Source organism: Pseudomonas sp. PSE14 (assembly GCF_029203285.1).
Lineage (GTDB): Bacteria > Pseudomonadota > Gammaproteobacteria > Pseudomonadales > Pseudomonadaceae > Pseudomonas.
Genome location: NZ_CP115669.1, coordinates 1220224 through 1237610 on the forward strand (window position 1 = coordinate 1220224; position 17387 = coordinate 1237610).

Annotated in this window: 15 protein-coding genes; 11 read left to right on the forward strand and 4 right to left on the reverse strand. The window is 64.1% G+C overall.

Features of this window, described 5'->3' with window-relative positions:
- Positions 1-334: 334 nt before the first annotated feature.
- On the reverse strand, positions 335-2230 hold the full coding sequence (locus O6P39_RS05690; RefSeq protein WP_275610424.1) for a methyl-accepting chemotaxis protein: 1896 nt from the start codon (positions 2228-2230) through the stop codon (positions 335-337).
- Between the two features lie 128 nt (positions 2231-2358).
- Complete coding sequence (locus O6P39_RS05695; RefSeq protein WP_345774676.1) at positions 2359-2562, reverse strand: Flp family type IVb pilin; 204 nt, start codon at positions 2560-2562, stop codon at positions 2359-2361.
- Positions 2563-2950: 388 nt separating this feature from the next.
- On the opposite strand from O6P39_RS05695, the gene cpaB reads away from it, so the two are divergent.
- The 9 genes from cpaB to O6P39_RS05740 all read left to right on the forward strand — a co-directional run bounded on the left by cpaB (position 2951) and on the right by O6P39_RS05740 (position 12295).
- Positions 2951-3865 carry a Flp pilus assembly protein CpaB gene (cpaB, locus tag O6P39_RS05700; protein ID WP_275610426.1) on the forward strand — a complete coding sequence of 305 codons (915 nt, stop codon included), beginning with the start codon at positions 2951-2953 and terminating at the stop codon, positions 3863-3865.
- 15 nt (positions 3866-3880) lie between these two features.
- Entirely contained in the window at positions 3881-5113 is a 1233-nt protein-coding gene (locus tag O6P39_RS05705) for a type II and III secretion system protein family protein (protein ID WP_275610427.1), read from the forward strand.
- A gap of 65 nt (positions 5114-5178) precedes the next feature.
- A complete protein-coding gene (gene tadZ / locus O6P39_RS05710) occupies positions 5179-6363 on the forward strand; it encodes a type 4b pilus Flp biogenesis protein TadZ (protein ID WP_275610428.1) in 1185 nt (394 codons plus the stop codon).
- Positions 6360-7607 carry a type 4b pilus Flp biogenesis ATPase TadA gene (gene tadA / locus O6P39_RS05715; protein WP_275610429.1) on the forward strand — a complete coding sequence of 416 codons (1248 nt, stop codon included), beginning with the start codon at positions 6360-6362 and terminating at the stop codon, positions 7605-7607. Before tadZ ends, tadA begins: the two co-directional genes overlap by 4 nt.
- A complete protein-coding gene (locus tag O6P39_RS05720; protein ID WP_275610430.1) occupies positions 7604-8494 on the forward strand; it encodes a type II secretion system F family protein in 891 nt (296 codons plus the stop codon). The genes tadA and O6P39_RS05720 overlap by 4 nt, the downstream gene beginning before the upstream one ends.
- A gap of 10 nt (positions 8495-8504) precedes the next feature.
- Positions 8505-9407, forward strand: coding sequence for a type II secretion system F family protein (locus O6P39_RS05725; protein WP_275610431.1), 903 nt, complete (start codon positions 8505-8507; stop codon positions 9405-9407).
- Between the two features lies 1 nt (position 9408).
- A complete protein-coding gene (locus tag O6P39_RS05730) occupies positions 9409-10233 on the forward strand; it encodes a hypothetical protein (protein WP_275610432.1) in 825 nt (274 codons plus the stop codon).
- 20 nt (positions 10234-10253) lie between these two features.
- The gene (locus tag O6P39_RS05735; protein WP_275610433.1) at positions 10254-10535 is read left to right on the forward strand and encodes a DUF3613 domain-containing protein; all 282 of its coding nucleotides are present in this window, start codon (positions 10254-10256) and stop codon (positions 10533-10535) included.
- 17 nt (positions 10536-10552) lie between these two features.
- Complete coding sequence (locus tag O6P39_RS05740) at positions 10553-12295, forward strand: pilus assembly protein TadG-related protein (RefSeq protein WP_275610434.1); 1743 nt, start codon at positions 10553-10555, stop codon at positions 12293-12295.
- A 44-nt stretch (positions 12296-12339) separates the two neighbouring features.
- On the opposite strand, the gene O6P39_RS05745 is transcribed toward O6P39_RS05740, so the two are convergent.
- Positions 12340-13164: a response regulator transcription factor gene (locus O6P39_RS05745; protein WP_275610435.1), complete on the reverse strand. Its 825-nt coding sequence runs from the start codon at positions 13162-13164 to the stop codon at positions 12340-12342.
- Between the two features lie 148 nt (positions 13165-13312).
- Complete coding sequence (locus O6P39_RS05750) at positions 13313-13792, reverse strand: prepilin peptidase (RefSeq protein WP_331316691.1); 480 nt, start codon at positions 13790-13792, stop codon at positions 13313-13315.
- 209 nt (positions 13793-14001) lie between these two features.
- Here O6P39_RS05750 and O6P39_RS05755 point away from each other — a divergent pair, with 209 nt between their 5' ends.
- Together O6P39_RS05755 and O6P39_RS05760 are read left to right on the forward strand one after the other, a co-directional pair.
- Complete coding sequence (locus O6P39_RS05755) at positions 14002-14463, forward strand: TadE/TadG family type IV pilus assembly protein (RefSeq protein ID WP_275610437.1); 462 nt, start codon at positions 14002-14004, stop codon at positions 14461-14463.
- Between the two features lie 8 nt (positions 14464-14471).
- Positions 14472-17249, forward strand: coding sequence for a PAS domain-containing sensor histidine kinase (locus O6P39_RS05760; RefSeq protein ID WP_275610438.1), 2778 nt, complete (start codon positions 14472-14474; stop codon positions 17247-17249).
- The last annotated feature ends 138 nt before the right edge of the window (positions 17250-17387 follow it).

Below are 17387 nucleotides of genomic sequence, written 5' to 3' on the forward strand. Positions count from 1 at the left end.
AACGGCGTGGGTCCGGGCGACAGATCCGATGTCGCCAGGGCGCGCCCGTCCGTGTGGTGACGGAGCGGACGAAGCCGGCTCGGCGGGTAGCCGGGCGAGCGGGGCCGGCACTCCCATGTGCCAGCGGTGATATCGGGTCCGCCTGGTTTCGTTGTTCTCGCGGACCTTCATCTTTGCTGTCGGCACGCCGGGGAAAAGCTTGAGGCAGGGGGACGAACGGTAGGGCGGACCGGGCGCTCCCATCGCTCCTGCGGGTCAGGTCGAGCGTTGTAGGAGCGAGCTTGCTCGCGAACAAAAAAGGCGCCCGAAGGCGCCTTTTGCTTTTTCGCACCGATCAGATGCGGAAGCTGTCCACCAACTGGCGCAGACGGCCGGCCTGGTTCTCCAGGTCGGCGCAGGCGCGCAGGGTGGCCTGGAGGTTTTCCACGCCTTCCTGGTTCAGGGTGTTGATCTCGGTGATGTCCATGTTCAGCGAGTCGACCACGGCGGTCTGCTCCTCGGTGGCGGTGGCCACCGACTGGTTCATCGAGTCGATCTCGCCGATGCGGTGGGTGACGCTGGCCAGGCGCTCGCCGGCGCGGTTGGCGATCTCCACGCTTTCCAGGCTGTAGCGCTGGCTTTCGGTCATGGTGTCCACGGCTTCGCGGGCGCCGACCTGCAGTTCTTCGATCATCTTCTGGATCTGCTGGGCGGATTCCTGGGCGCGGTGGGCCAGGTTGCGCACCTCATCGGCGACCACGGCGAAACCACGGCCGGCTTCCCCGGCGCGGGCGGCTTCGATGGCGGCGTTCAGCGCCAGCAGGTTGGTCTGCTCGGAGATGCCTTTGATCACTTCGAGGATCTGGCCGATGTTCACCGTGCGGCTGTTCAGCGCCTCGATGTTGGCGCAGGCGGAGCTGATCTTGTCCGACAGCTGGTTCATCGCGCTGATGGTCTGCTCGACCACCTGGCGGCCATCGCCGGCCTGGTGCGAGGCATCGGTGGCATGGTGCGAGGCGTCGGCGGCGTTGCGGGCGATCTCCTGGGCGGCGGCACCCAGCTCGTTGATCGCGGCGGCCACGCTGTTGGTGCGGTTGGCCTGCTCGTCGGAGTTGCTCATGGACGAGTTGGAGGCGTTGACCACCAGCTGCGAAACGTCATGCAGACTACGCGCGGTGGAGGCCACTTCGCGGATGGATTCGTGGATGCGCTCGACGAAGCGGTTGAAGGCATTGGCCAGCACGCCGAACTCGTCGTTGCTGGCGACTTTCAGCCGCTGGGTGAGGTCGCCGTCGCCCTGGGCGATGTCCTGCATGGCGCGGCCCATGTCGTTCAGCGGGGCCATCAGTACGCGGATCAGCATGCCCAGCAGGAGCAGGATGGCGACGATGGCGATGACCGTGGCGATGATGGCCGAGGTGCGGAAGTCGCTGAGCATCGAATAGGCCGCGCCCTTGTCCAGTACCAGGGCGACGTACCAGGTCACGCCCGGCAGGCCTTTCACCGGGGACATGGAGACCAGTTGGTCTTCACCATCGAGGCTGACTTCCTGCACGCCGGTCTGCACCTTCGGGGCGCCCTGCGGGTAGATGTCGGAGAGGTTCTTGAAGATCTGCTGGCTGTCCGGGTGCAGCAGGATCTTGCCGGCGTCGCTGACCAGGAAGGCGTAGCCGTTACCGTCGAACTTCAGCGAGTTGATGATGGCGGTGATGGTTTCCAGCTTCATGTCGCCGGCAGCGACGCCGATCAGCTGGCCGTTGCGCATCACCGGCATGGACATGGCGAGGATCTGCTCGTTGGTGCCGGCGTCGAGGAACGGCTCGGTGACGATCAGGCGGCCAGCGGCCACGGCATCCTTGTACCAGCCGCGCTGGCGCGGGTCATAGCCATCGGGCATCGGTGCATAGGGGCGCATGGTGAACACGCCGCTGGCGGCTTCGCCGAGGTAGACCGATTCGAAATTCTTCTGGAACACCGCCTGCTCCAGCACGTGCTGGATGCGCTCGGGCGTCGGTTCGCCGTCGGCCAGTTGCGCGGCTTCGCTCTCCACCAGGTGGATGCGGCCTTCCAGCCAGCTCTGGATGTTGCTGGCGGTCAGGCTGCCGACCTCGGTCAGTTTGGAGTCGGTGGCGTCGTGGATCGCCTCGCGTTGGCGGAAGTCGTTGAAGAGGATGAAGCAGGCGAAGGCGAAGATGACCACGAGGGAGGCCGCCAGAAGGATCTTCTTGGCGAAGGACAGCGAGCGAAGCATCGGTAAAGCATCCTGCAGGTGGAACGAAGGGGTAGGCAGGATGTGTCGGCAATATTCGGCAGGACTTTAGTGAAAAGATAAGCGTCCGGAGGAAATGTGCCATTTCCTCCGGTTCGATTGCCTGTCACTTACTGTGCAGCGTTAGAGCCGGCGAGTGCATCTTGAACTGCTGTCATCAGCTCCCCGACTTTTTCTCCGATTGGGCCGGCTGCAGTCAAAAGAGCGATGGAAATCAGACCAGCGATAACTGCGTATTCAATGGCAGTGGCGCCTTCGCGGTCCTGCAGGAAGGACTTGATCTTGCAGTACGCACTAAGCGGAAGTTCTTTCACAGCGATCTTGATATCCATGGCCGTAGCTCCGTGCACGCTCGACATCCAGGGCGGGGCGCCCCGACTTCACCGTCAGGCTAGGCTTCGCATGGCAGAATGCAATTGCTCAAATAGCGCTAATACCAAAGTTATAGTCATGGAGAAGTAGAGCTAACTGAGGATTGGAATTTTCTCGTGGCCATTTGACGCTATTCCCACAGCAACTAAATTCTGCTTTGGAACTAGCAGAAGCTAATTATGAGGAATGCTTCTTATCGAAGTTCCTCGGCGGGCCGAGAAATAACAATAAGGGTCTGAAGGACGTATACCGGCATTCCCGGTGTTGTGGCTTCCGATCAGGCTGTGGACCACCGGTCCACTCATCCCGATAACACGCAAGGATGTGGTCATGAATAGCAAGGTGCTGATGGCTTTCGCCGGGCTGTTGCTGTTGTGTGCTGGGGTTGTGGGTTATCTGGGATTGTCGGTGGGGAAGCCGGCGGCGCCGGTCGCCGGCGCGATGCAGCAGGTGGCGCCCGCGGCGATGGCGGAGGCGGACAAGCTGCAACGTACACCTGTGGTGGTGGCTCGCCGTGAACTTGCGGCACTGACAGTGATTGGCAAGGACGATCTTGCCGTTGAACTGCTGCACACGGCTCCGAAAGGGAGCTATCCCAAGCCCGAGGCGTTGATCGGGCAGCGCGTCTGGGTCACGGTACCTGCCGGCAGCATTCTTTCCGCGGCGCTGATGGAGCCGGGTGGCCCGCTGGCGCGGACCATCCGTTCGGACGAGCGGGCCATGGCCATTGCGGTGGACGAGGTGATTGGCGGCGGCGGCTTCGTGCTCCCCGGTGATTACGTTGACGTGATGCTTTTCGTGAAGGATCAGCAGGGTACTGATCGCATCGTCAGTGCCCAGGTCGTGCTGCCCGGCGTGCGCGTCCTGACCTATGGCGAGCAGATCGCCGTCGCCAATGATGGCCAGGCGCGCAATGCCGGTGACCCGAAGGACAAGACGCCGCGCCCGCCGCGCACCGCGGTGCTGGCCGTGCCGGCCGAGGCGGCCTCGCGCCTGATGCTGGCCAGCCAGGCCGGCTCGCTGCGCCTGGCGGTGCGCAGCAAGGACGAGAATCTCTACGAGAAGGAGCAGCAGGGGCGCTATATACAGGCATCGCTGAATGCGTCCGGCAGCCAGCCGATCACCCTCGAACAATTGCTCGGCAAGGCTCGTTCTGCGCCGGCCGCACGCCAGGTTTCGGCGCCGGAGGTGAGTTCGGGCATCGTGGTCTATCGCGGTACCACCGTCACCCGTGAAGCACATTGAGCAAGGAGTGCATCGATGTCCAAGCGCTTCATCCTGTCGCTGGCCGCGCTTCTGGCCTGTGCCGTCCACTCCGCAGCGCAGGCAGTGCCGAGCGCCTGTGCCGGATTCGCCGGCCAGCAACTGAATCTCGACGTTCAGCAGGGCGCCCAGCTCGATCAGCAACTGCCGGTGCCGATCAAGCGCCTAGCCATTGGCGATCCGAACATTGCCGATGTGCAGGTGGTCGACAAGCGTGACTTCCTCGTCACCGGCAAGGCCGAGGGCCTGACCAGCCTGTTGATCTGGACCCCTTGCAGCGACCAGCCGATGAGCAGCGTGGTGCGCGTCGGTTCGCGGGCTATCGCCGATGCGGGAGGGGCGCCAGGCAACCTTGCCACAGGCCTGTCCAATCAGGTGCAGACCGACATCCGTTTCGTCGAGGTCAGCCGCAGCAAACTCAAACAGGCCAGCACTTCGCTGGTGCGGCGGGGTTCCAATACCTTCGTACTGGGATCGCCGGGCAGCCTGGGGAACTTGACGGTCGATCCCATAGGCAATCTGGATGGCACCTTCGGCAATGCCAATGGCGGTTTCAACATCATCTGGGGCGGCGGCAGCAGCAAGTGGCTGGGCTTCATCAATGCCCTGGAAGGCAGCGGCTTCGCCTATACCCTGGCGCGCCCGAGCCTGGTGGCGACCAGTGGTCAGAGTGCCTCGTTCCTGGCCGGCGGTGAGTTCCCCATTCCCGTGCCCAACGGCAATAACGACACCATCACCATCCAGTACAAGGAGTTCGGCGTGCGCCTGACCCTGACGCCTACGGTGATGAGCGACAAGCGCATCGCCCTGAAGGTGGCGCCTGAGGTCAGCGAACTGGACTTCTCCAGCGGCATCCGCACCAACGACATCGCGGTGCCGGCACTGACCGTGCGACGCACCGACACCAGCGTGATGCTGGCCGATGGCGAGAGCTTCGTGATCAGCGGGCTGATCAGCAGCAGCACCATCAGCAACATCGACAAGTTTCCCTTCCTCGGCAACATCCCGGTGATCGGCGCGCTGTTCCGCTCCTCGAGCCTGGACAAGGACGACCGTGAGCTGTTGATGATCGTCACGCCGCACCTGGTCCAGCCGCTGGCGGCGACCGCGTCGTTGCCAACGCTGCCGGGGGAAGGTCTGCGCAAGTACGACCCCGGGTTCGGTGAGTTCTATTTCCTCGAAGACGGCCGCTTCGATCAGCGCAAGGCCAGCAGCGGGATGTCGCGCTGATGGATACCTATGACGCGGCATCCCGCCAGAAAACGGGCCGCAGGGAACGGGAAGGGAGCGACAGCATGAGTCAGACATTCGTCGCACTGGTACAGCATCCCGGTGAGCAGGAGTGGTTGCAGAACAGCCTAGCCAGCTGTGGACAGGTGGTGGTGGCCAACAGTGGAACCCTGGAAGAGCTGCTGGCGCTGCTCGATGTCACCGGTGCCAGCGTCCTGTTCACCAGCCTGAACAAGGCCAACCTCGTGGCGCAGAGTTCGTTGGTCGAGGGCCTGGTCTCGGCCCGGCCGCTGCTCTCGGTGGTGGCGGTGGGCGATGGCCTGGACAACCAGCTGGTGCTGGCGGCGATGCGTGCCGGCGCCCGTGACTTCGTCACTTACGGTGCCCGCGCCAGCGAGCTGAGCGGCCTGGTCCGCCGCCTCGGTGGACGCCTGCCCAGCGTGCCGGTGAGTGCCGCGCGGCAGGGTGAGCTCGTGAGCCTGGTGAGCGCACGGCCGGACGCCGATGGCGCCTTCGTGGCGCTGCACCTGGCCCTGGCGCTGCAACGCCAGGCGGATAACCGCGTGCTGCTGGTGGATATCGGCCAGCCCAGTGCAGAGGCGCTGGCGATTCTCGGTATGGAGTCGGCCTTCAGCTTCGCCGATGCCATGCGCAACCTGCGCCGTCTCGACCAGACGCTGATCGACAGCGCCTTTACCCGTCATGACTCCGGGCTGCGCATCCTCAGTTTGTCGGATGAGCCGGGCATCCTGGAGCGCGTCACTACCGCCGAGATCTATCTGCTGCTGGGCAACTTGCGCAGCGCGTTTACCCATGTGCTGATCAACCTTACCGGCGTTGCCGAGGGAGAGCTCAGCGGCCAGCTGTTGGCACAAGCCAACCGCATACTGTGGCTGGTGGATCAGAGCGTGCCCTCCTGCAAGAAGGGGCTGGAGCGCCTGCGCCGGCTGCGGGAGCGCAGTACTGCGCTCCCGCGCATCGAACTGCTGATCGAGCGCTACTGGCCGTCCGTGCCGCCGGACTCGGCGGCCCTGGGCAAGATGTTCGGCCTGGAACTGTTCGGCGTGCTGCCAGCCTCGCCGGAGGCGCGACTGCGGGCGAAGAACATCGGCCAGAGCCTGTTCGACCTGTCGCCGCGCGACCCGCTGACGGTGAAATTGCGCGACCTGGCGGACAATCTTGGCTCGACGGTTAGCGAAAGGCCAAGACGCTTCGCCTGGCTCGGTTGGCCGAAGGCGGTGCGGCCATGAGCTACGGCAGCGACGGCTTTTCCGGGCGTCATGACCAGGACCTGCAAGCGCTGAAAATGCGCCTGCACCGCTACATCATCGACGAGATCGACGAAGACGGCATGAACCTGCTGGAAGGCGCCCGCCCGGCAGTGGCCCAGTACGTCTCGGAGAAGGTCAGCGAGTACGCCGCGCGCCGCCAGCTGGCGATTTCGCGCTACGAACTCGACCGCCTCGCCGAAGAGGTGGTGGATGAGCTGACCGGTTTCGGCCCGTTGGAAATCCTGCTGCGCGATCCGAACATCTCGGAAATCCTGGTCAACGGCCCCGACCGGGTTTTCGTCGAACATGCTGGCCGGCTGTACCAGAGCGACCTCCGCTTCATCGACGATCACCATGTGCAGCGGGTGATCCAGCGCATCCTCGCGCCGCTGGGGCGGCGTCTGGACGAGTCCAGTCCGATGGTCGATGCGCGCCTGCCCGACGGTAGCCGGGTCAACGCGATCATTCCGCCGGTGGCGCTGGATGGGCCCTGCCTGTCGATCCGAAAATTCAGCAAGGAACTGCTCAAGAGCGCCGACCTGCTGGGTTACCAGAGCGTCGACGAGCCGATGCTGGCGTTCCTCCGCCAGGCGGTGGAGAGCCGCTGCAACATCCTCATCAGCGGCGGCACCGGCACCGGCAAGACCACGTTGCTCAACGTGATGAGCAGCTTCATCGACGAGCGTGAACGCATCGTCACCATCGAGGACACCGCCGAGCTGCAACTGGGCCATAACCACGTGGTGCGCCTGGAAACCCGGCCGCCGAACGCCGAGGGGTTTGGTGAGGTCACCGCCCGCGAGCTGATCCGCAACGCCCTGCGGATGCGCCCGGACCGCATCATCCTCGGCGAGATCCGTGGGGTGGAAGTACTCGACGTATTGCAGGCGATGAACACTGGCCACGACGGTTCGATGAGCACCGTGCACGCCAACTCCGCCATGGACTCGCTGCTGCGCCTGGAGATGCTGGTCGGCCTGACCGGCCAGCGGGTGCCGGAGCAGACACTGCGGCAGATGCTCTGCTCGGCACTGGACATCATCGTGCAGATCACCCGTCTGGCCAGCGGTCGGCGCTGCATCAGCGAGATCATTGAAGTGCTGGAAGTACGTGATGGGGTGTACGTCACCAACTCCCTGTTCAGCCTCGATCGCCGTGGCAGCGGGCAATTCGTCCGCACCGCGCAGCCGGGCGGGCTTAAGTTCCGCCAGGTGGTGGTATGAGCGGCGCCCTGTTGCTGGCCGCAGTCAGCCTGGTGCTGGCTCTCTTTGGACTGCTGACCGGTGTCATGGCCTGGCGTACGCGACACAACGAGCAGGTGCTGCGCCGCCTGAGCGGCGGCAGCTCACTAACGGCAGAAGCGGCGCGCGGCCGCAGCAGCCACTGGCTGGCACGACGCATGCGCCGCGCGGGTGTTACCGACATGCGCCGCTGGCTGCTGTGTTTCGGCGTGGCGGCGCTGGTGATGGGGGGGCTCGGCGCCCGCCTGGGCGGTGCGCTTGGAGCGCTGGGCGCTGTTGTATTGGCGCTGGCCGGCGGACATGTGCTGCTCAACGTGCTGTACCAGCGCCGTCTGAAACGGATGATCCGGCAAATGCCCAACTTCCTCGACCAGGTGGTGCGCAGCCTGCACTCCGGGCGCACCCTGGGAGATGCCATTGCCCAATCGGTGAACGCCTCGGATGACCCTCTGCGGGAAGTCTTCAGCCTGGCGAACAATCACGTACAGCTCGGTATCAGCCTGCCCGAGGCACTGCAGGAAGTGGCGGAGCTGTATGACGTGGAGGAGCTTCACGTGTTTTCCCTTGGGGTGGCGGTGAACCATCGCTACGGCGGCAACACCACGGACCTTCTGGAAAACATCATCAAGGTCATCCACGAGCGGGAAAAACTTAGCCGGCAGTTGCGCGCGATGACCGGCGAGACCCGTCTCAGCGCCCTGGTACTGGCGCTCCTGCCGGTGAGTCTCGGGGCCTACATCCTGCTCACCAACCCCGGCTACCTGATGAACATGTGGCTCGACAGCAGCGGGCGCTGGCTGCTGCTGACCTCCCTCGGACTGCAGGTGCTGGGGTGCTACACGCTCTGGCGCATGCTCAAGAGTGTCTAGGAGACCTGGAATGCCAATGATCTACGGTCTGCTGGTGGTGATTCTGGTGCTGGCCGCTCTGCTGCTGGGGTTGTCGCAGAGCCGCGCTGCCGGCCGTGAGCAGCGCCTGATCGAGCAACGCCTGGGCAGCGGACCTTTGCCGCGGTCCGGCGGCCGGCGTCTGGCGGGCCTGCTGGAGCGTTTGGGGGGCAGCGGGCTGGCGCAGCGCTTGCAGTTACGCGACGACGAAGTGCGCTTGCTGCTGGAGCAGGCCGGCTGGGGCGGCAACACCCCGCGCAGTATCTATTCGTTGGCGCTACTGCTGTGTCCACTTCTGTTTGCGGGACTGGCATTGGGCAGTAGCCTGGCACCTAAGCCATTGTTTGAGTCGTCGCTGCTGCCGGTGGCATTCGCCGCCGGGATCGGGTTTCTCCTGCCCAAGCGCGTATTGGCGCATTTCGCCGGCAAGCGCTGCGAGCGCCTGGCGGAGGAAGTGATCGTGTTCATCCAACTGATCCGCATCCTGTTCGACTCCGGTTTGACGGTAGAGCAGAGCCTGCGCGTGGTACGCCAGGAGGGGAAGAGCATCGTGCCGGTGCTGGCCGAGGAGCTGGAAACCGTGCTGGCGCATATCGACAGCGGCCTGGATCTGGGCGACGAACTCGATCTGCTCAACAAGCGCCTGGCCGTGAGCGAGCTCAGTGATTGCTGCAATGTGCTGCGTCAGATGGTGCGCCAGGGTGGCAGCGCGCGCAGTTCGCTGCAGACACTCAAGCAACTGTTCGAGGACCGCCGGCTGACCGCTTTGCAGGAAAAGGTCAGCAAGCTCGCGGCGAAGATGAGTCTGGTGATGATGCTGCTATTGTTCCCGGCCCTGCTGATCATCCTTGCCGGACCAGGTTTCCTCGCGATTACCAAGGCGTTGGGGGGATGAGATGAGAAACGCAATTGCACTGGGCCTGCTGAGCCTGACGCTGGGTGGTTGCGCCAACCTCGGTACGCTGGGCGGCAGCCCGGTCGGCCAGGCGTGCAACGAGCACTTGCCACAAGCGGTGGAGCTGCAGCTCAACCTGGTGCGGGAAATGCTCGACCAGGGCCGCGCCCACGCCGCCCTGGCCAATCTGGAAACCCTACCGCAGGACTCGCTGGACGTGCGCGAGAGCAAGGCACTGGCGCTGCGCCGTATCGGCAGTCCGTTGGCGCGGACCGAGTACCAGGCACTGCTGGGCACCTGCAAGGCCGGCGAGGCGCACCACGGCCTGGGCCTGATCGCCATGCGCAACGGCAACCGCATCGAGGCCGAGCGCGAGTTGCGCGAGGCGGCGCGGCTGCAGCCGACCGACAGCGCCTTCCGCAACGACCTGGGCGTGGTGCTGCTGGAACGCGGCGACCGCAGCGGCGCGCGTTTCGAGTTCATTACCGCGCTGGAGCTCAGCGAGGGCGGCAAGCTGCCGGCCACCAACCTGCTCAGCCTGATGTACCTGGAAGGCGAGAGCACCCAGGCCGAGGGCTTGATCCAGCGCACAGGCCTGTCCACCGACGATGTGCGCGAGGCCCACGAACGCGCCGATTCGTTGCGTTCGTCGAGCTCCTCGCCCGTGCCGGCGGAGAGCCTCAGCCGTCAACAGCCAGCGCCCGTAACCGAACCGGTCGATGCCGTTGTGCAGGTCCAGACCTCGGTCGTCGATATCGATCCCGTGACCCAGAATCACACCACTGCCGCGGCGCGGGACGCCGGGCTGCTGGTCAAGGCCCGCTGAGGCGGGCGAGGAGGACGATGATGAAGGCATGGATTTTCGCCGGCGCACTGCTGGCCACTCCCTTGCTGGCGCAGGCGGTGGAGGCTCCGGCTGCGCAACCTGGCACCGTCGAACGCGATCAACAGGAGGTGCTGACCTGGCTGGACCTGCAGCGCAGCGGGCGCGCCGCATCGCCCTACCCACAGAGCGCCACGGCGGCTGAACGTGACCGCGCCTACCAGCGCTACCTGAAGAGCTATACCCGCGAAATTCCCGAATACCTGCTCGACGACAACAACGATTTCAGCACCGGGAAGAATTGATTCTTCGGGAGCGGATCATGGGACGCGAACGGCAACGGGGCGCGATCGGCATCATGGCGGCGGGGACATTGCTGCTAGCGTTGGTCTGTCTGGCGCTGGTGGTCGACACCGGACGCTTGTACTACGAGCAGCGCAAGTTGCAGCGGGTGGCCGATATGGCGGCGCTGGAGGCGGCTGGGCAGAGTGGGATGTGCGGTTCGCAGCAGGCGACAGAGATTCAGGGGTATGTGACGGCGAGCGCGGCGAAGAATGGCTTCGTCCCGGCGACTGGTGAAGAGCTGACGGGCGTTCTGGGAAGTATCAAACTGAAGGACGACGCTGGACGTCCGCTGTTACTCCGGGGGTTCAGTCCCGGAGGCAATCTTGCGGACTCTGTGAAGGTCCGGGTCACTCATAATGTACCGTCGAGCCTGATCCTCAACGTCGCCAGTGTATTCAAGGGCGTGTCGGCGCAGACGCAACTGAGAGCTGAGGCCGTGGCAAGGCGTACAGCCCTCGGCGCGTTATCCGCCGGAAGTGGCTTGTTCGACCTGGACTCCAGCAAATCGGCGCTGCTCAACGATCTTCTGGGCGCGCTGCTGCGCATCGACCTGGATGTCGCCAGTTACAACGGCATTGCTGGCGCCAATCTATCGTTGCGTGACCTTGCGACGCAGTTGAACTTGAACGTTGGCACGGTAGAGGAACTCGTCAACACCAATGTGGGGGTTGCCGAGTTGCTCGATGCAGCGGTCAACGCGGTTAGCGCGTCCAATACCGCGGGGGTGGACACGGCCTTGCTCGGCAACGCGTTGGCGGGAGCGACGGTACCCATTACCAGGATTGACCTGGCGTCGATCCTGAGCGTTACCACGCCCAGCGAGCTGTCCGAGACAGCACTGGATTCGGAGGTGAATCTGCTGGATCTGCTGATGGCGACGGCGATGGCGGCGAACAAGGAATCGGCAGTGAGTATCCCCACGGTGAACTTGTCCGTGCCTGGCGTCACCAACCTGACAGCAACGCTCTACGTCATTCAGCCGCCGCAGATTGCTATTGGTTATCCGGGAAAGAATACCGATGGCTCCTGGCGGACCGATGCCAAGCCTGCACAAGTCAGGCTGTCGTTGGGGGCGACGGCCAATCTGTTGGGTATCGTTTCGACGGAGATCAATCTGAGTCTGCGTGCGATCAGCGGGCATGCGGCCTTGGCGAGTATTCAATGCGGGGGAGTCGCGCACTCCTCAACAGCCACGATCCAGGCGGCGGCCAGCCTTGCAACCATCGAAAACTTGAGTTTCAACACTCACGTACTTGGGGCGGCAAAGGACAGCCTGGCGTCGGTCAGCATTGCACCTAAATCCGGGAGCGTTCCGGCCATGATCGATATCGGCAGCAACTCCGACCAGCCGCTGGAGTTCGTCGTCGCCAGTCGCAATGATCTACCTAGCGAAGTCAAACGGATATCGACACCCGTGGGCAATGCCTTGGCCAATGGCCTTAGCGATATCGGCCGCAATCTCCAGATTCAAGTGACATTGGCGCCCTGCAATAACTTTCTCGGCTGTCTGGTGGGGGATGTGCTTGGGGGACTGCTAAACGGACTGTTCAAGACTGTGGCGGACTTGACCACCGGATTGACCGCTGCGCTGGCTCCAATCCTTTCCGACCTGGGGGCGAAGGTACTGGACCCTTTACTCAGCTTGCTCGGTATCCAGGTAGGCAACCTCGATGTCCGTCTTATCGATCTACAAACTCAAACCAATGAACTGCTGATCTGACCCGGTGGACGCCCAGCTCCGGACATCCACTGTTGGTCTGGAGATCAGTGCACCGCGCTGCTATGCGACGCGCTGGGGGAGAGCGCCAGGGCCAGCTGGGTGCGGTTGTGCATGTGCATCAGTCGCAGCACCTGGGATACGTAGAGTTTCACGGTGTTCTCGGTAATGCCCAGGTCGTAGGCGATCTGGTAGTTGGTCAGGCCCTTGCTGACCAGTCGCGCCACCGCTTGCTGGCGCGGCGATAGCTTGTTGAACAGCGGGTTGTTCACCACCGGCGCGATCTGTTCGGCATTGTTCACCTGGCGTTCCGGCGCTTCAGGCTGCTCCTGCTTGAGGACGCTGGACGGCTGTCCGCCGCCATGTACCTCGTACTTGATCTTGTGGATATCCCGCGAGATCGAGTTGAGCGACTCGGCCAGGTACTCCAGGCGCTGGTTCACATGGCTCAGGCTGAGCTGGCTGCGGATGCGCTCGTGCAGGCGCGCTTCCAGGCGTTCCAGCCCATTGAGCAGGTCCAGCGGCGCGACCGGCTTCTGGTAGTAGTCGGCGACGCCTACGCGCATCGCTTCTATCACTTCCTGGCTGCCCTGCTGGCCGGTGAGGATGATGGTTTCGAAGAAGCGTCCGCCGCCGGCGATCTCCTTGAGCGCCTCGACCACGCGGATGCCATTGTCCCGCCCCAGGCCCAGGTCGCAGATCACCAGCCCGATCGCGCTGTCGTCGCGAAACTTCTGCAGGGCGCTGTCCTTGCTGTCGCTGATGACGCAGCGGTAGCCGCTGTTTTCCAGAAGCTCGGAAAGTTCGGCGGTGACCTGGGGTTCATCGTCGATGACCAGCACGCTGAAGCGACGATTGGCCGGTTTGTCCATGACTGCACGCTCCTTGCAAAGGCAAAACACATTGTTCTTGTCGTCCGGCTTTTGGATTTCCGTAGCCGGCTTCTACATCAGGTGACGGATGGTATTAACCCATAGCATATAGTCGTTAAGTCTGGGGTCCGCCATGTGAAGAAATTGTTCAGTGGAAAAATGCGATATACGCCAGCAGCCCGGCAAACAGGGAAAATATAAAAGGGAAGGACTTGAGCCGCGACGGTAACAGTCTCGCTAATTTCGTTTGGAAATTAGCCTTGATCCAATCCGATCTCATCGAAAGTTTGCTGGCTAACATCAGTGCCAGGCTGATCAGGCTCGCCAGCGCCAGTACATAGAGCAACAGTTGCGGATCACTGGCCAGGGCGAGGGCGAGCAGTGCCTTGACGTCGGCGGCGCCCAGTTTGCCCAGCAGATAGCCCGGCACGCTCAGCGCCAGAGCCAGAAGAGCAGCCACCAGCGCGGCCTGCGGCGAATGACCGGTCAGCGTATGGCCTGTGGTCAGCAGGAAGGCCGCCGCGATCAGCGCGCCGCCCAGGGTCAGCAGGTTGCTCACGCGCAGGCGTGTCAGGTCCTGGTAGGCACACACCGCGAACCAGCCCAGCAGCAGGAAGTTGACCAGCATCGGGAGCATCCCTGTTCACACGAAAGAGTTAATACCTTATACCGGGAATGTCTCTTCGCCAGCAGCATCTAGTATTAATCAATCAGCGCCGGGTTCTGCCAAAAGTTTCTTCAGGATTCTTTCGCGCAGCCGATTAACTGAACGATCAATCAATTATTGAAAACCTGAGCGATCAATCAAGCATCGAAGTTATTCGAGGAGTGCCGCGGATGAAAGGAATCGGCAGTTTCCAGAGGCAACGCGGAGCGGTGGCGATCGAATTCGCTGGGGTTTTCGTGCTGTTCTTCGCGGTGCTCTACGGTTTGCTCGGTTACTGCGTGCCGTTGCTGATGTTGCAGGCATTCAACGATGCCGCTGCGTCTGGTGCGCGTATTGCTATATCGGTTAATCCGCAGCCGCAAAAGGAGGCTTACTACGCCCTGTTGCAGCAGGCGGTCAATCAGGAAGTGGAGTATCGCCTGAGGTGGATGCCGCCCACCTGGCACCAGGGGTGTGACGGTGGCACCTACCTGGCTCCCCCCGTCGAAGAGGGCGACTTCACCCGTATCAACGTGTGCGTCAGCTATCCCTACACTGCCTCACCCATTGTGCCGTTGCTCACCTTGCCAGGCATCGGCACTATCCCGCGTCTGCCGGATGTCCTGACTGCTCGGGCCAGCCTGCTGCTCTAAGGATCGCAATGTTCGATTTCTTCCGCTCGCTGACCGGCTCGCAGGATGACGAGCCGCCGGAGCCTGCGCCTAACCGTCCCCTGGCTGCGCGGCAGCGCCCGGCGTTGACGGCCGAGGCGGTGGAGCCGCCGACCGCCGCGGCGCACTGGGACATCTGGCTGGAGCTGGACGGCCGCGACCGGGTGGTGGCCCGTGGTGGGAGGCAGGTACATCGGCTGCTGACGCCCTCCGGTGGCGCGGAGTTGCCGGCGCTGGGCGACTACCTGGAGCGCCGCCTGCCCGGCAGCATGCCGCTGACGGGGTTGCGTGGCGGCGAGCGGGTCGATCTGGCGCTGCGCAGCACCGGTGACCTGCCGCTGGTGTGCCGCTTCCAGGCGGTATTGCAGGCCGACGAGCATTGCCTGTTGCTGGGCACCGATATCTCCGACCTGAACTGGCAGTCCGACAGCCAGCAGCACAAATTGCAATGCCTGAACCTCAGCAAGCTGCTGCTGGCACGCTTGCGGCACAGCTCGCAGCGGCGCCTGGGCGACGCGGTGGGCGAGGTGCTGGAGTCCTTCTGTGGCGCCTTCCAGATGCGCTCGATGGCGCTGCTGCTGGAGTCGGCCGATGGCGTGCTGAAAGTCTTCGCCTGCCACGTCCAGCCGGGGTTCGACAGCCTGTTGCGCGAGGGCCTGACGCTGCCCGATGGTGAACTGCGACAGGCCTCCGGCGCCTATCTGCTGGAGGCTGGCGCAGGTCATTCCGAGCTGTTGCGGATGCTCTGCTGCGACTGCCTGTACCTGGTGCCGGCGCCGGTCCGTGGCGGACGCCTGGCCGGGCTGCTGGCCGAACCGGCGGGGCCGGGCGCCGCCGCCCAGGGGCCGACGCCCAGCGACTGGCAGTACCTGGCGGAAATCCTCGCCAACCTGGTGCATGAGCGTTCCGAACTGCACAACCTGCGCGACAGCAGCCGGCGCCTGAGCCTGCTGCAGGACATGGTCGGCGGCGGTTGGTGGCGGATGCGTCTTGAAGACGAGGTGTTCGAGCTGTCGCCGGCCGTGGCGGCATGCCTCGGGCTCGGCGCCGGGCAGGGTGAACTGGCCCTGGCCGACCTGCTGGCGATGCTGCACCCGGCCGACGCCGATGAGCTTCGCCTGCGCCTGCGCAACCTGCAGCCCGGCGCACGCCTGGTGCAGGATCTGCGCCTGCGCGGCCAGGCGACCATGCAGACGCGCCGCTGGCTGCGCCTGCAAGGCCGGATGCAGGCCCGGGCCGGCGACCAGATGATGGATGGCGTGCTGTTGGATATCAGCGAGGGCAAGCTGCAGGAGGAACAGGCGCTGGCGGCCCACGCGCGGCTGCGCAACCTGATCGACAGCGCGCCGGTGGTGATCTATGTGCAGCGGGTGGAAGAAGGGCACCTGATTCCCGAGTTCTACAGCGAGAGCGCCGGCAACCTGCTGGGTCTCGACCTGCAAGGGCAGAACTGGCAGGCGCTGGCCGAACGGGTGCACCCGGAGGACCTGGAGATCTTCCTCGCCCGTGGCCGCGAGTTGTTGCGCGAGGGCAGGGTGCGTACCGAATACCGCCTGCGCGATGCCGCCGGGGAGTGGCACTGGCTGTACGACGAGGCCAAGCTGCTGCGCGATATCCAGGGCATTCCGCAGGAGGCGGTCGGCCTCTGGCTGGACGTCACCGAGCAGCATCTGGCGGCGCTGCAGATCGCCGAAAGCGAAGAGCGCTACCGGGTGCTGGTGGAAGACTCGCCGGCGCTGATCTGCCGTTACGCCCCGGACCTCACCCTGACCTTCATCAACCACACCTTCGCCCAGGTGCTGGGCGAGCCGGTGGAGGCGCTGCTCGGCCGGCGCCTGGATGAGTGGCTTTCCGCTCAGGATTGCAGCGCCCTGCGTGCCCGGCTGGTCGGAGGCGCGCAGGTGACCAGTGACGACTCTTGGGAATTGCGCTTCTCGCTGCCCGGCCAGCGCAACCTCTGGCTGGTCTGGGCGGACCGCCCCTTGCTGGATGCCGACGGGCAACTGGTGGAGGTGCAGGCGGTCGGGCGCGACAACACCGCCGTACGCCGCGCCCAGCAGCAGTTGGCGCAGGGGGCGAAGATGGCCAGCCTGGGCGAGATGGTCAGCGGCATGACCCACGAAATGAAGCAGCCCCTGCATGTGATGCGCATGGCGCTGTACAACGCGCGTCAGCGGCTGGCCGATGCCGACTACCTGAAGGACAAGATCGAGCGCGCGGACGCCCAGATCGACCGCCTGTCCCGGGTGGTCGCCCACATGGGGGTGTTCAGCCGCACCTCCGAGCTGGAGATGTCGCCCTTCGATCCCTTCGCGGCCTGCGAAGGTGCGCTGGAGCTACTGAGCGAGAGCCTGACGCAGCAGGGCATCCTGCTGGAGTGCCGGCCACCGCTGCAGCGGGTGGTGGTCCACGGCTTCGCCGATCAGCTGGAGCAGGTGCTGATCAACCTGCTGGCCAACGCGCGCGATGCGCTGCTCGGGCGGGACGGCGAGGGCGCGCGCTGGATCGGCCTGTCGCAGGAACCCTGCGCCGATGCGGGATGGGTCGAACTGCACGTGCGGGATAACGCCGGCGGCATCGATGAAGCCCTGATGGAGCGGATCTTCGAGCCGTTCTTCACCACCAAGCCGATCGGCAAGGGCACGGGCCTGGGGCTGTCGGTGAGCCATGACCTGATCCGCAACATGGGCGGCAGCCTGTCGGTGGACAACCACAAGGGCGGAGCGCGCTTCCGGGTGCGCTTGCCGCTGCGGCCGGTGGCCGACTGAGCGATCGGCACCCGTTGCGCCGGATAGGTAGGACTACCCTGTAGGAGCGAGCTTGCTCGCGAACCGTCCGAGCATCGTAACCATTGGAAAACATCGTTCGCGAGCAAGCTCGCTCCTACGAAAACGCAAAAAAAACGC